The sequence below is a fragment of the Parachryseolinea silvisoli genome, assembly GCF_021190955.1.
In the GTDB taxonomy this organism is placed as follows: Bacteria; Bacteroidota; Bacteroidia; order Cytophagales; family Cyclobacteriaceae; genus Ohtaekwangia; species Ohtaekwangia silvisoli.
The window spans coordinates 129,192-144,037 of the sequence record NZ_JAIOAO010000007.1; the positions used below are offsets into that span (position 1 = coordinate 129,192).

The window sequence follows — 14,846 nt, forward strand, 5'->3', positions numbered from 1 at the left end:
TTTTTAGGACCATGCAATTCCCGGCATTTCTGATGATGCCTTCAGACCGTCTACCTTTGGTGTAAAGCAAAGCGGATGCCATCCGGGCCACCAACCGCTGCGTTCATTCAGCAGATGGTATGTTGCCCTCGGGTATTGATTAAAGTTACTAAATCGTCCGGATGTGGAAAATTTCTTTTGTAGCGCGTTTTAACACGATGGCTTTCGTAAAAATCTGGCAATAAGCGTACAGAAGGTACGTAATGCTTACCCGCGACAATCCACCGTATGGGCTTGCGGTTGGTGGTGTAATCGATGGTAAAATCTGATGGATAATCCTTAGCTTCGCAAAATTTTCAATAGTCGTGCAGTACGATGTTATAATTATCGGTGCGGGTGCCGTAGGGCTTGGCACCGCGGTGCAGATTCTTCGTCAGCAGCCAAAGGCCCGGGTGGTAGTGATCGAGAAAGAAACGGCTGTGGCCCGTCACCAGACTGGCAACAACAGCAACGTCATCCACTCGGGTATTTACTATAAGCCGGGAAGCTTGAAGGCTCGCAACTGTATTCATGGTTACGAGCTTCTCCTGGACTTCTGCCGGGAGCATGACATACCGCATACCCTGTGCGGTAAAGTGATTGTTGCAACAGAAGAAAAGGAGTTGCCATTGCTCCAGAACATCTTTGACCGCGGCCAGCAGAACGGCCTGGCGGGCTTAAAGATGCTGACCGGTGATGAGGTGCGCGAGTACGAGCCCCACGTGGCCGGTATTGCGGGCATCCATGTGCCGCAAACCGGTATTGTCGACTACCGCGTGGTGGCCGAAAAGTATGCCGACGTGATCCGACACCAAGGCGGTGAGATCAAGCTGGGCGAGAAAGTGGTTGACATCCGCACAAGCCACGACACGGTAGACGTCGTGACGTCTGCCGCGACCTACACGGGCAAGCTGGTGGTGAATTGCGGCGGTTTGTATTCGGATACACTCGCTCGTCTTACGACGCCTGGTCTGAACGTTCGCATCATTCCCTTCCGCGGCGAATATTATAAGCTTAAAAAGGAGAAAGAATACCTGGTCAAGACACTTGTTTATCCTGTGCCCGATCCAAACTTCCCATTCCTGGGAGTTCATTTCACGACCATGCCCGGCGGCGGCGTAGAGTGCGGCCCCAATGCGGTACTGGCGTTCCGACGGGAGGGCTATACTAAAACGGCGATCAACCTGCCGGAGCTGGGCGAGACGTTAGCCTGGCCGGGGTTCCGGAAGATCGTGGCGAAATACTGGCAGACCGGTATGGGCGAGATGTATCGTTCCTGGTCGAAGGCTGCTTTTACCAAAGCGCTGCAAAAGCTCATGCCCGAGATTCGCGAAGAAGATTTAGAAGCAGGTGGCGCGGGTGTACGTGCGCAGGCTTGCGATCGCACGGGGGGGCTACTCGATGACTTCATGATCCTGGAAGAAGCCCGCGCGATACACGTGTGCAATGCGCCGTCGCCGGCGGCAACCTCTTCCCTCTCCATTGGCGAGACGGTTTCACAATTAGCGTTAAAAAGACTTTAGTCGTATAGGACCTGACATGAAGAAGCCTTCCGTTGTTGCGGAAGGCTTCTTTGTTTTTATAGCGGTTGGTTGTTAGAATTGATCGGGCCATACCTCCCACGCCAGGCTGTCGCGCAATACGCGCAGCTCGTCTTTGGCAGTGTTGGAGATCGGGGCAATGAAGACAGAGCCAAACGGCTGCTGGCTAAGGTACATTTGACCGCTTGTGCGGTTCTCTGCCAGTGACGCCATGTATACCTGGTGGATAACGTTGTTCAAGCTGGTCGCCGAAAAGCCCGAGTCGAGAAAGAGTCTCACGTTCAGCAGATCATTATCGGCCGGCACCGTGATGTAGCGCGTCTTGCTGGCGCTGAGCTCGACAGTCTGTAACAGGGTGTTGGCCGAAAAATCGATGTATGTAGGCGATAGCGCAAAAGCGTTGCCAAAGCTCACGAGGTTGGCGACATGATCGAGTGCAACATCGGCGATGTTGCCGTATTCATAGAAGAACCCGAGCGTTTCCACCTTGTCTAGCTCGCCGGCAATGCTTACAAAGTAATAGCCGGGCGAGTCATACAGGTGTGTCAAATAACATCCACATGTCGTTGCTTCAATGGGGGAACCATCACCCCAATCGATCGAAAGCGCAGCATCGGTAGCACCAAGGTCCACCTGCACTTCTTGCTGGCCGCCTGTTACGAAAGTCAGCGCCGGCACGAGGTTAACATTAACCAGTCGCCCACCCTTTTCCTTTTGCAACGAACGCATGGTAAACGGTATGACGACTTTCTGAAAAGCGTTTGCTTTCACGACCAACGAATAGGACTTGTCCTCGTCGCCGTGGAAGGCAATGCGATCTTTTAGTTTTTTAAGCAACTGACTGTAAATGGTGTCCTTTCCGTCGAGAACATATACATTGGCAACCACTTCTGATGAAGCGGCGGGCCGTTTTCCATAAGCAGCCGGGGCGTTCATCTGAATGGAAATACCTTCGGTGTAGGCCGCGGTCTTCACGCTTTCGTCCTCCTTACAGCCCGACAATGTAACAGCCATTGCCGTCGCCAGGATGACACAATTCGTCCAGTTAATTTGCTTCATACGCTTGTTGTTTAATGATGATGTTTACGTGCTGATGGGTGTGGGAAATGTCCATTGTGAGTGTACATGATCCTATAAAAAAAAGGGCCTGACATTACTCCCGCCCCACAGGATGGTGGAGCGGGAGTTTTTTTCGCGGTTATGCTAGTCAAGGTATCCCCACACTTCCCAGCCGTAAGAATCGCGCAGCGTCCGCAGTTCCTGGAACGCCTGTTCCGCGGGATAGGGATAGGCGATCAGGTTGGAGCCATGCGGCGTATCGGTGAGATACAACCAGCCGTCCTGCACGTTGTTCGCCACGGCGTTTACGTACGCAGCGTGAATGATCTCACCCAGCGACACCTGCGAGAAACCTGTTTGGTAGACCAGGCTCACATCGTGTAACGGCGCGTGCTCGGGTAGTATAATTCTCTTCACATCGCTCACAGACAACTCAATGGAGGAGATCCGTGGGTTGTGGCTAAAATCAATAACCCCGGGGGTATCGGCAAAGGCCATCGCGAATTGCTGGAGCGCTGGCACGTGATCGAGTGTTACTTTCAGCGCGGAGCCATCACCATAGTAGAACTCCAGACCATACAAACCGCTCAGGTCGCTACCATAGATGCTGACAAAGAACTGGCCTTCGCGTCCATAGGAATGCTCAATGCCGTCTATGCCGTCGCGGATCGCCGATATCGGCTGCACGTCATGGTCGCCCCAGTCGATGAACAGGTCGGCGGCGGGGCCGTGCACGCGAAACGCTACGTGGTTGCCCCAGCGGGTTACAAAAGTGAACGCGTGCTCGAGCGTTGCCATTAACGGATCTCCTGCCAGGTCGGGAATCAAGTCTTGCAGGATAAATGGCCGGGTATACTTACGATAACCGGGTTGCACCAGCACAAGCTCGTAGAGTCGCTCCATGTTGCCGACGAAGGCAATGTCGTGGGTACCCGCCGGCAGCGATTGGCTGTAGATCGTATCGATGCCGTCGATCACATAGGCATGCACAGGCGAAAGTGTCAGCGTCTCCCCTTCCGGCTTAAACACCGACAGTTTGAAATACGGGAACGGCGCTACGGTGATGTTGAAGCTGACATAGCCAAAATCCTCGGGCGTATATCCGTCCGCAAAGGGTAACACTTCTACTCCCAGCTCGGTCACGTCATCGTTGTACACCGTAAATGGTACGGGCAACGGGTCGTCTACCCACTGCGCTAACGGCGAGCCTTCTTTTGGTGTGGCGTACGACACCTGGCTATCGGCCACAATAAACTCGGTGAGCGTGTAATTGCCGGGCTCCAGCGAAAGGGACTGGCTGATAACGCTGCTACCGACGTTGATCAGCGTCACTTCTTTGAGATCATACACGACGTCACCGACGGCATTGACCACCGTCACATACAGGGTTGCCCCGGAAGGTAAGGCAGCAGCTTTTCTTCCCACCGTACCATCTTTACCCGGCTGGGGCCGGAGCGCAAAACGAACATCGCCCGGCTTGGCCGGACTTTTCTCATCTTCCTGACATGACGGGAAGAGCATGGCGCATGCAAGCATGCTCAGACAAAAGAACCAACTGACTTTTTTCATACGATTTAGGGGTTGATTTTAAGAGATATACTGTATTAAAAGGGATTGCTAAAATTCATCCGGTGAGATGCTCCATCCGTAGACATCGCGCAGGGCGCGCAGTTCCTCCAACGCGTCTGGCGAAGGGGTAACAATCAAGAACAGCGGACCCGCGGGTGGCACATACCCTGCAAGACCTAATGCGCCCAGGGGTACGCGGCCCTCTACCGCTGCGCGGTAGGATACATGGAGCACGTGGTCAAGGGAACTCGCTAAGAAAGTATTCTCGTTTCCATCGAGAAATATTGCTTCTACGGACGCATCTTCTGCCAACAGAATGGACTGGACATCCGCCCGAATCAATTCGATGTAGTTCAATTCCGGATTGTGTGTAAAGTCGACTACCGGCGGAGCCTGGCCAAACGACATCCGAACTTCGCGAAGTCGCGGCAAATGATCCAGTGTTACCTGTTTGGAAAAGGTTAAACGGAAGTCTTCTACTTTTGCCAGGCCGCTGCCATACACGCTGACGAAATAACTTCCTTCGCCTTCATATTCATGGGTTATAGAACGGGTGCTGCTCTCCGCCAGGGCGATTGGTTCAATGGTGCCGTCACCCCAATCCACCGTGAGGTGATCCTCCGGGCCATGTATCCCGAAGGCAGCGTACTTCCGACCATACAACGTTACAAAGGTAAACGCCGGGTGTAGCGTGACTTCCCACGCATTTTTACCGGCATCCTCTAATTCTTGTCGCAACGTTTTTATACTAAACTCTTTTGCGTACCCGCTATAACCGGGTTGTTGCAACACCAATTTGTAGCGGGTTAGATTGTCATCGTCATACAGATCTCCCACAAAGGCGATCTTGTTGATTCCGGCAGGCAGCACTTCGTCATACAGGGTATCGGTGCCCTCGAGTATATAAGCGTGCACCGGTATAAACTCAAATGCATCACCCGTCGGCGCGAACACCGAGAGATTAAAATAAGGATATGGTGCCACCACGATGTCAAAGCCGATGTAACCAAAGTCCTGGGGCGTATGGTCGTCGTCAAAAGGCAATACCTGTACGTCCAGGCCGGCGAGGGTGTTGTCCTCGACGGAAAACGCGATAGGCAACGGATCGTCCACCCATTGCGCCAGGGGCGAACCTTCCCTGGGCGTTACATACGACACCTGCTCATTGGCCACAATGAACTCGGTCAACACGTAGTCGCCGGTATTGAGCGCCAGTGGTTCGCTGATGACATAGTCACCCATGCTGACCAGGGTCACTTCCTTCAGATTGTAGATTTGCTCACCGGAAGTGTTTTCGATGCTGACGTATAGCTTGGCTCCTTCCGGGAGGTTTTGTGCTGTCCGGCCGTTCGCAGCATCGCCTGTCGCCCGGGGCTGCAGCGTAAAACGGACATTGCCCGGTTTAGCCGGACTTTTCTCGTCTTCCTGGCAGGATGACAAAAGCACTGCGCAGGCAACCAGGGCGAGGCAAAAGAATCCATATATCTTTTTCATAGTCTTTTCGTTTTTAGTGTTGTATAGTTTTGATAGCACGGTTTACATGTGAAGAGAGGGAGTTAAAAGTTATTCGGGTAGATGTCCCACTGGAATATGTCGCGCAGTATCCGTAGCTCCGCCTTTGACCGGGAAGTGAGTGGTGCGATCAATTCACCGGTAGCTTGTAAGCCGATGTAGAGCCCGCCGTAGTAGATCTGGTTATTTGTTGCCGACCGGTATGCCTGGTGAATAAGCTCCTGAAAGCCTTTTTCGGAATACCGCGGGTCGTCGAGAATGTTAACGAGTGTAAGCGGAGCATTCCCGGAGAACAGCATGTTCTGAACATCGGTGCTGCTGACATCAATGAAGGCGATGAGAGGATTCTGTCTGAAATCAATGATGCGTGGCGTGGCCACGTTGTGCATGTAGAAGTTCTGCAAGGAAGGCAGGTGCTCGAGATTGATCTCCCGCGTGGGGCCGTCCTCATAAAAACTGAGGACACCGATGTTTTCAAGATCGCCTACAATACGCACAGCATATTCGCCGGTGGCTGCATAGCTATGCGAGATGCCTTCGAGGGGTTCGCCGTCTATCACTTCCTGCGTGCCATCGCCCCAATCAACGGAAAGCTGTGTAAAGGGTCCGTAGGGGAAAAACCGAAAGGGGACCTGCCCGCCATGTAAGGCGGTAAACGTAAACTCAGGTGTTACGGATCCGGCACGGCCGTGTGCGGAATCACGTCCAGTAAGGGGTACGTTGCCCCGTGCCGTTTCCGGCTGCACTTCTTCCTGGCAGCCAGACAACAGTATCGTAAACATAAACATGCAAAGAGAGAGGAACCAACTGTTTTTTTTCATAACGTACTAAGAGGGTAATTTTTAGAAAATATAGAACACTCACGCGCGTATTTCGCGCGCGCCAAATGGCAAGCATCAGAAAAGGGCATGCGGCAGCCGTCACAGCACGTAGCGTGTGCTGCTTGCCCTGTTATGGCAACGGGTAAACCTAGTTACAGACCCTGCGAAGAATTTTCGCGTATGACAGGATCCTCTTCCTGTTGAAGGAAGGCCTTGGTGGGTGAAACAAGATTAAGATGCCAACTATAGCTTTTCATATTATAGGGGGTTAAAGCATTATCGTTTGCTGCTATCACGCAACGAAGGAAGAGAGACGCTACGGCATACTTATACACTGCTATTTCCTCCTATGAGGAAGCGTTTCTACAACCAGTCTATATGCGAGAGACTCCCGGGAAGATCTATCAACGTTCTTACATTCAACTCTTTCTTGCTGGCATCTCAACGGGAGTATGTAAATGTATCACTAATTGCCGTCAATTGTTAACCTGGCTAAAGAAAAAATATTTAGGGAATGTAAATGGAATTCTCCGCCCCCATGGATGTGGGGCGGAGAATTCCACTACGTACATCATATACGTTGTAATAACACCTTAGAATTCCAGTGGCCAGATTTTCCAATCGATCATTAAAGAGGACATCGAAGTGGTACAGCCTGAATTATACCAGGCGCTAAAATTCGTACGCCCAAATGAACCATCCATACCAATCGCACAGCTCACGTAGCATCGCCAGAGATGCGCCAAGGTAAATATCAATGCGGGTGGACGCAAGAGCATTGTACCCGTCAGAATTCAGACGGATATATCTCCCAGTCGTAGGCATCGCGTAAGACACGTAGCTCGTCCAAAGCTTCCGGCGATGGCGGCCCTATGAAGACATCAAAGCTGCCGGGGAAGCTGTGCGCTTCAAACACTCCTTTCGTGCGGTTATACTGCACGGCTGTGGTGTATAGATGATGGATCAGGGCATTCAACGAAGGCACCGAGAAGTTTACATTGCCAAACATCGATACATAACGCAGCTGGGGGTTGTGCGATACATCCAACTCGACAATGTCACTTATGCTGATGTAGATACGCTCCAGCGAGGGATTATGAGATAAATCGATGGTCGACGGCGAATCGGTAAAGGTAGCTGTGAAGTCCTTTAGTCCGGTGAGGTGCTCCACGGATATTTCGCTGGTACTGCCGTATGCGTACGCAAACGAAACCCTTTCTATTTTATCCAGCGTCGCGCCGGAGATGCTGACGAAGTGGTTTCCAGGATTTGCATACAGGTGCTCCGATCGGTTCTCAAATGTCTCCTGTGTGATCAGTTCCTGCGTACCATCGCCCCAATCGAGATACAGGGTATCGATGTCGCCTACAAGCTCAAAGTAAACATCCTGCTCGAGCAGCCGAAACGTAAAGGCCGGCTCCAGCCAAACCGTGTGCGGCGCGCCGGCCAGCGAGCCTAGCAAATCCCCCAGAACAAATGTCTGCGTATATTTTTTATAGGACGATTGGATGACGACCAGCGTATAGGTCCTGGTCAGGTCGCCCTCGAACAGGATTGCCTGGGGCGCCGCGTCCAGGTGCTGACGATGGACCGTGTCCGCGCCGTCGAGAATGTAGGCCTGTGCCTGTGTAAAGACGAAGCCCGTTCCCGTTGGTTTAAATACCGCCAGGCGAAACGACGTGCCCGGTACGATGCCGACCTGGAAGGTGACATATCCAAACGCTGCCGGTGGATATGCGCTTGTCGAAACCACCTGTACGCTTAGCCCGGTAATGGCATTGTCGCTCACACCAAAAGCCATCGGCAGCGGGTCGTCCACCCAGTCGGCCATAGCTGATCCCTCCTTGGGTGTAGCATACACCACCTCGTCGGCTGCATTGACTACCAGGAAGTCGGTCAGCTCGTAATTGCCAGGCGGCAATACCAGCGGCTCGCTGATGTACTCCCCACCCATCTTCAGCAACGTGACATGCTCCAGGGTATATACATCACCGCCGCCTGCTTTCTGAATGCTGACATAAAGGGAAGCGCCTTCGGGTAGCGATGCGGATATGCGCCCACCGGGACCGCCGGCGGGATTAATGGTAAAGCGAACGTTGCCAGGTTTGGCCAGCTGCTGCTCATCGCCACATCCCGACACGAATGCCACCAGTATAAAATATAGAATCCGATATTTTGCTTTCATGAATGACTCGTTATAAAGTTGTTCGTTATTAGCACGGTATGCCTATTGGTAAATAATCCAGCCAAGCTCGCCCATATGCCCCAACAGGTCCATTGCCTCCGGAGAAGGCGGTCCGAGGAGTCCTCCACGGCGATCCACCATTAAGTTCAACTCGCCCTGGTAGATCTGTTGCTCAAACGCATGGTCATGCAGATTCTGAATCATTTGATTCAGCACGGGTATGGGGATGTCAACGCTTCCTTCCAGAACCAATTCTCTGATCAGGGGATTGTGACTGATGTCAAAGTACTGTATATCGGAGTACGATAGGTTTAGAGACTCCAGCGCAGGGTTGTGCGAAAGGTCGACCGAATCGGCCTCATTTACATTTGATATACCGAAACTTCGTAAAGCGGGCAAGGCGCGCAGGGCGAAGTTGTCAACTGAGGTATAGATGAAACTCAATCTATCCACGGCGGCAAGGTCGCCCACCAGGCTTACATGATACCGCCCTGGCCGTGCATAGGTATGCTGTGGCGTATAGCTTATGTTGTCGCTATTGGGTGTTATCGCCTCTTCGGCGCCGTCACCCCAGTTTACGATAAACGGCTGTGTGGTCGCGCCGCTTGCGCTCATCTGAAACTGGAAGTATGGCGAATCAAAAAATGCCGTAAACGTCAGCGCATCCTCCAATGTCACCTGAAGCGGCGCGCCGTTCAGCTCGGCAAGAAAATCTGCCAGCACGAACGTGCGCGTATAGGTTTTGTATGACTCTTTGATCAACACGAGTGTATATGTAGATGCCATATTGCCGTCAAACGCAATGTCGTTGACGCTGGCTGGTAGGTAACGCTGAAGCAACGTGTCACCCTCTGACACCAGGTAGGCCTGTACCCGCGCGAACTCCGGACGGGTGCTTCCCGCGCGGAACACCGAGAGCTTAAAATAGGGAACGTGCACTACTTCCACCGTAAAGGTGACATAGCCGAACTGGCCTGGTTGATAGAGATCGGTCGGCAGCACCTGCACATCGACACGGGCAATGGCATCAACGCTCACAGTAAACGCCTGCGGTAGCGGATCGTCCACCCAGTCGGCCATTTCGGCCCCCTCCCTGGGTGTGGCAAACACTACGTTGCCGTCGCTATCGGCCACCAGAAAATCGGTAAGCTCATAGTCACCGCCGGGCAGGACCAGCGGCTCACTGATATACTCGTCGCCCAACTTGAGCAATCGCACCGGCTCCAGGTTGTATACTTCTTCGCCACCAGCGTGCCGGATACTGACGTATAGCGAGGCGCCCTCCGGAAGCGACGTTGCCTGGCGCCCCTGACTGTCAGACGCTCTCGGGTTCAATGTAAAGCGAATAACACTCGGCTTCACGGCGACGTCTTCACGGCAGCCAGTGGGGACGAGCGCTAACAGTAATACGGTTAATAACCAATTTTTCATCGTGTAGATTTTGGCTGGTTAATAGGGATCAGGTACGACGTTCCAGCCAAGGTTGTTTTTCAGATCCCGTAATAATTCTATGGTTTCCGGTGACGGCGGGCCAATGATGCTACTCTCGCCGCCCTCCAGGTTGACATATCCCTGCTCCAAGGACAGCTCAAAAGCATGCTGATGCAGGTCCGCGATCACCTGATCAAGCACTGCGGTGGAAATGTCATCGGAACCTATTAGCTCCAGCCCAATTATTCGTGGATTGTTACTGATGTCAAAATAGCGCACGTTCGAGTAAAACAAACTGAGCGCCTCTAGCTTCGGGTTGTGCGACAGGTCGAGTGAGTCGGCGCCGAAGTCATATCCCGAACCTGTACCAAGGCTTCGCAGGTTAGGCAAGGCGTTCAAAAAAATATGGTCGCTGGCGCCAAAGCCAAACACCAATCCCAGTCGCCACAAAACGTCCAGGTCACCCGACACGGACACGTGATAATCTCCCGAGCCGGGGTAAATGTGATGGAATTCTATATATCCGTCGTCGGCCGCATATTCCCCCACAGTACCGTCGCCCCAGTCTATCGTAAACGAACTTCCGGGCATACTTTCAGTCCAGAACTGAAAGAAGTCGAACCGGTACAGCGCCGTAAAGGTCAGTGCCGGCTGCAGTACTACCTGCAACGGCGCACCATTCAGCTCCGCCACTAAATCCTGTAACACAAACGTGCGCCGGTATGTTGCGAGCGCATTTTCCTGGATCACAAGCGTATAGGTCGCCTCAGGGTTACCCGGGAAGCTGATCGGCTGATTACCCGCAGGCAGGTGGCGATGGTACACGGTATCACCCTCCAGAAGTAAGTATGCATATGCTGGCGTGAACACCGGCGCGGTGCTGTCGGCACGGAAGACGGCCAGCTGAAAGTACGGAAACGGCACAACATCGATCTTAAAGGTGACATAGCCAAACTGCTCGGGCAGCTGTGCATCGATCGGTAGCACTTGTACGTCTACCTGCGCAATGTCGTCATCGCTCACTGCAAAATCTTGCGGCAGCGGGTCGTCCACCCACAAGGCTAGCTCCGAGCCTTCCTTGGGCGTGGCATACACGACGTTGCCATCACCGTCGGCCACCAGGAAGTCCGTTAGCTCATAGTTGCCGCCCGGTAATGCCAGGGGTTCGCTGATATACTCGTCGCCGAGTTTCAGCAATCGCACCGGCTCGAGCGAATATACCTCGTCACCGCTTACCCGCCGGATGCTGACATATAGCGAAGCACCGTCGGGCAATGATGTTGTTTTACGTCCCTGGCCGTCGGTTACAACGGCTGGATTGAATGCGAAACGTATGTTTCCGGGTTTGGCGGATTCGTCTTCCCGGCAACCCGGGAAGACGAGAGCCAATACCCAAAGACTGACAAGCCAACTGATCTGTTTCATTAGGTCTTGGGATTAGAGAGGTTTCATTGTTTTAGGTAGGCATCTAAAAATCCGCAGGCGTTATCGTCCAGTTATAGGTGTCGCGTAATGCTTCCAGCGCATCGATCGCCTCGGGTGTAGGCGGGCCGAGGATGTCGCCGCTGATAGGGTCAACCGGCAGCCAAAGCGCGCCCTCGTAGAGGCTGTTCGTTCCCGCGGACGCATACAGATCGAGAATGATCTGGTTCAGCGCAGTCGGCGAGAATTGGAGATTACCATTGAGGTATACAAATTTCAACCGCGGGTTAGCCGACACATTGAAGGTCTCGACATTGCTAAAAGAAAGGCTCAGCGACACCAGTTCGGGATTGTGCGAGAAGTCGTATTCACGCGGGCTGAAGTTATTGCCGTTGGTAAACTCGTGCAGTGCCGGGGCGTGCCGCAGCGATATCTCCCTAATATATCCGGTGTTGGGAATATTCAGCTCGCCGAGCTTGTCAAGATCGCCACCAATGCTGACAAAGTGCGGACCGGGTGTAGGATACGGATGGTATGCATACAGAAAGTCAGCGGGACGGGTGACTTCTTCCAGGATGCCGCCATCCCCCCAGTCGACCCAGAACGTTGCAGCACTGTTGTTCACACTGTTCAGCAGCACTTCAAAATCATATGAACCGAGCATGAAATCTCTGCCCCAGGCTTCAAATGTCACGCCGGGTTGCAGTTCCACCACCAGCGCTTGTCCTTGCAACTCCGCTTGCAACGCCTCTACCGTGAAGTAACGCGAGTAACGCATGTGGCCATGCTCCTGAACGACGAGCGTATAGTTTACATTGGGTTCGTTCGCGAACGTGATGCCGTTCACGGCGGCCGGCAGGTATTCGTCGTACAGCGTATCGCGCTCGAGATCGGTAATTTCGTGCAGGATAATTACCCGGGCTGACGAAAGCTGGAAGCCGCCTTCCTCCGGACGGAAGACCGACAGCGCAAAGAGTTCCTGCAGCACGGGAACAATGCTAAAGGATACATAGCCAAAATCGTCCGGCTCGTAGCCCGACGTCGACACGACTTGCATTGCCACGTTGGTCACTTCGCCATTCTCGATCGAGAACGACACCGGCAGCGGATCGTCTACCGCACCGGCCAGCGGCGAACCTTCTTCCGGCGTGGCATAGAGTACCTCCTGATCACCATCGGCAATAAAGAACGAAACGATGTTATAGTTGCCGGGAGCCAGTGACAACGTTTCACTGATGAAGTGTTCGCCCATTTGAAATACCGCCAACTCTTTCAGCGTTTCGATGGGCTCGCCATCCGGTGTTTCGATGCTGACGTACAGGGCTGAGCCTTCCGGCAGTGCTGCCACGCGGCCATTGTCGCTTCCCGAAGGCGCGCGGAATTCGAATTTGATTTTACCAGGGCGTGCGGTTTCTTCATCATGACACGCATTCAACGCGAGCATCGCGAAGAATAGCAGGAATACATACGAGGTACTTTTTTTCATAGCGCTATAGGGTCTAAATTGGTTATTGTCAATAGGAATGTTACCCCATCCGTTGGATACGTATGGACATAGCAATGCATGAAACGCCTACGGGGCAATTCAACTATGTTCAGCGCCGGCACATGGCGTTGACACACATGGATAAATTATATCAGGATACGACGTCTGGCAGACGAGCACAGGGCCAGGCCAGGTTTATAGAAGAAAATACGAAGGAGGGCGCCGCGCGCGGCAGTCGACAAAAAGGCCTGCAACTTGTTTTCATAGACAGGAGGGTTTGACGTGTGATTACATATTACCAAACAAGATTAAAGACGTTGGAAAAAAAAGAAATGCCGGGTATAAAACTGAACCTGAAAAGGAAATTCCCGCAGGGTCTGATCACGATCATCACCAGAAAACTCAATATCACATAATCCCTGGAAGAGTATATAAATGTAGGATTAAATATGGTATTCGCTACGCCGGCAAGGATAAAAATTAAGGAACTATACAAGCGTTGTAACGCTTATACAGACGGCTACCCGGCATTGGGTATTTTCAGCAACACGCGTACCTTTGACACCGACATGAATACACTTACGAACGAAGAGATTAAACGCTACGGCAGACACCTGGTGTTAGAAGAGTTTGGCATAAACGGTCAACAAAGTCTGAAGCGGGCCAGGGTGTTGGTGGTCGGCGCGGGCGGATTAGGCTCTCCTTCCCTACTCTACTTAGCCGCCGCGGGCGTGGGCACGCTAGGCATTGCCGACTTTGATACAGTAGATCTTTCGAACCTGCAACGGCAGGTGTTGTTTACGACGGATGACATTGGCCGCAACAAAGCCATGGCCGCGGCCGAGCGGCTGCAGCGACTTAACCCTACCATCACCCTGCATACACACACCACGCGCATCACCGCGGCCAATGCGCTCGAGCTTATCGCTGCGTACGACGTTGTGTTAGACGGCACCGATAACTTTCCCACACGGTATTTGCTGAACGACGCCTGTGTGTTGCTGGACAAGCCCCTGGTGTACGGCTCGATCCTACGGTTTGAAGGTCAGCTTGCCGTCTTTAACTGGCGGTACGCCGACGGTCACTATAGCGCCAACTACCGCGACCTGTTTCCCGTGCCGCCCGACCCGGCGTCGGTGCCCAATTGCGAGCAAGCGGGGGTATTGGGCGTGCTGCCGGGAATGATCGGCAGTATGCAGGCCAACGAAGTCATTAAAATAATTAGCGGCGTGGGCGAACCGCTGGCCGACAGGCTGTTGTTACTGGAGAGTACCACCATGCGCCAGCAGGTGATCCGTATCAAGCCCCAGGGCACTCGTGGCAGCATAAAACATTTATTGGATTATGATGAATTTTGTGGGATAAGTGCTGATAAATCCAAATCTTTGGACGTTAATAATCAAGAACATACCATGAAAGAAGTTACCGTACAGGAGCTGAAAGAGATGATAGACTCCGGAGCAGATTTCCAACTGATCGATGTGCGGGAGCCGCACGAATTCGACATCTGCAACCTGCAGGGAGAGCTCATTCCCCAGGCCGACGTACCACACAGTGTAGACCGTATTTCAAAAGATAAAAAAGTAGTGATTCACTGCCGCAGTGGCGCGCGGAGCGGCAACATGGTCCAGTGGCTTGAAAAGAACCACGGCTTTACCAACCTCTACAACCTGCAGGGTGGGATTCTGGCGTGGGCGAGAGAGATTGATCCTGAAATGCCAACATACTAGAGAAACAGGGTGAGTGTGAACCCGATAGCCATCGGGTGTGAGAGCGATACGATTAAAAGAAAGGCCGTCTCG

The 14,846-nt window shown here is 52.8% G+C and carries 10 protein-coding genes; 2 read left to right on the forward strand and 8 right to left on the reverse strand.

The window, feature by feature from the left end; all coding sequences use genetic code 11:
- Positions 1–344: 344 nt before the first annotated feature.
- Positions 345–1,541, forward strand: a complete 1,197-nt coding sequence (gene lhgO / locus K7P01_RS29590) for an L-2-hydroxyglutarate oxidase (protein WP_267298211.1) — start codon at positions 345–347, stop codon at positions 1,539–1,541.
- Between the two features lie 72 nt (positions 1,542–1,613).
- Here lhgO and K7P01_RS29595 read toward each other — a convergent pair whose 3' ends face one another.
- The 8 genes from K7P01_RS29595 to K7P01_RS29630 form a co-directional block, all read right to left on the reverse strand.
- A complete protein-coding gene (locus K7P01_RS29595) occupies positions 1,614–2,618 on the reverse strand; it encodes a hypothetical protein (protein ID WP_267298212.1) in 1,005 nt (334 codons plus the stop codon).
- A gap of 144 nt (positions 2,619–2,762) precedes the next feature.
- Positions 2,763–4,187 (reverse strand): hypothetical protein, encoded by a 1,425-nt coding sequence (locus K7P01_RS29600; RefSeq protein ID WP_267298213.1) that lies wholly within the window; start codon positions 4,185–4,187, stop codon positions 2,763–2,765.
- Positions 4,188–4,235: 48 nt separating this feature from the next.
- The gene (locus K7P01_RS29605; RefSeq protein ID WP_267298214.1) at positions 4,236–5,681 is read right to left on the reverse strand and encodes a hypothetical protein; all 1,446 of its coding nucleotides are present in this window, start codon (positions 5,679–5,681) and stop codon (positions 4,236–4,238) included.
- 62 nt (positions 5,682–5,743) lie between these two features.
- Positions 5,744–6,520, reverse strand: a complete 777-nt coding sequence (locus K7P01_RS29610; RefSeq protein ID WP_267298215.1) for a hypothetical protein — start codon at positions 6,518–6,520, stop codon at positions 5,744–5,746.
- A gap of 787 nt (positions 6,521–7,307) precedes the next feature.
- Positions 7,308–8,705: a hypothetical protein gene (locus K7P01_RS29615; RefSeq protein ID WP_267298216.1), complete on the reverse strand. Its 1,398-nt coding sequence runs from the start codon at positions 8,703–8,705 to the stop codon at positions 7,308–7,310.
- A gap of 42 nt (positions 8,706–8,747) precedes the next feature.
- Positions 8,748–10,136 carry a PKD domain-containing protein gene (locus K7P01_RS29620; RefSeq protein WP_267298217.1) on the reverse strand — a complete coding sequence of 463 codons (1,389 nt, stop codon included), beginning with the start codon at positions 10,134–10,136 and terminating at the stop codon, positions 8,748–8,750.
- A gap of 18 nt (positions 10,137–10,154) precedes the next feature.
- The gene (locus K7P01_RS29625) at positions 10,155–11,561 is read right to left on the reverse strand and encodes a hypothetical protein (RefSeq protein ID WP_267298218.1); all 1,407 of its coding nucleotides are present in this window, start codon (positions 11,559–11,561) and stop codon (positions 10,155–10,157) included.
- 43 nt (positions 11,562–11,604) lie between these two features.
- The gene (locus K7P01_RS29630; RefSeq protein ID WP_267298219.1) at positions 11,605–13,044 is read right to left on the reverse strand and encodes a hypothetical protein; all 1,440 of its coding nucleotides are present in this window, start codon (positions 13,042–13,044) and stop codon (positions 11,605–11,607) included.
- Positions 13,045–13,493: 449 nt separating this feature from the next.
- Here K7P01_RS29630 and moeB point away from each other — a divergent pair, with 449 nt between their 5' ends.
- Complete coding sequence (moeB, locus tag K7P01_RS29635; RefSeq protein WP_267298220.1) at positions 13,494–14,774, forward strand: molybdopterin-synthase adenylyltransferase MoeB; 1,281 nt, start codon at positions 13,494–13,496, stop codon at positions 14,772–14,774.
- Positions 14,775–14,846: the final 72 nt, after the last annotated feature.

Coding starts and splice junctions, on each gene's coding strand:
- K7P01_RS29630 (WP_267298219.1), bottom strand. CDS start 13,044: ATGAAAAAAAGTACCTCGTATGTATTCCTGCTATTCTTCGCGATGCTC.
- K7P01_RS29610 (WP_267298215.1), bottom strand. CDS start 6,520: ATGAAAAAAAACAGTTGGTTCCTCTCTCTTTGCATGTTTATGTTTACG.
- K7P01_RS29615 (WP_267298216.1), bottom strand. CDS start 8,705: ATGAAAGCAAAATATCGGATTCTATATTTTATACTGGTGGCATTCGTG.
- K7P01_RS29595 (WP_267298212.1), bottom strand. CDS start 2,618: ATGAAGCAAATTAACTGGACGAATTGTGTCATCCTGGCGACGGCAATG.
- K7P01_RS29600 (WP_267298213.1), bottom strand. CDS start 4,187: ATGAAAAAAGTCAGTTGGTTCTTTTGTCTGAGCATGCTTGCATGCGCC.
- K7P01_RS29605 (WP_267298214.1), bottom strand. CDS start 5,681: ATGAAAAAGATATATGGATTCTTTTGCCTCGCCCTGGTTGCCTGCGCA.
- moeB (WP_267298220.1), top strand. CDS start 13,494: ATGGTATTCGCTACGCCGGCAAGGATAAAAATTAAGGAACTATACAAG.
- K7P01_RS29620 (WP_267298217.1), bottom strand. CDS start 10,136: ATGAAAAATTGGTTATTAACCGTATTACTGTTAGCGCTCGTCCCCACT.
- K7P01_RS29625 (WP_267298218.1), bottom strand. CDS start 11,561: ATGAAACAGATCAGTTGGCTTGTCAGTCTTTGGGTATTGGCTCTCGTC.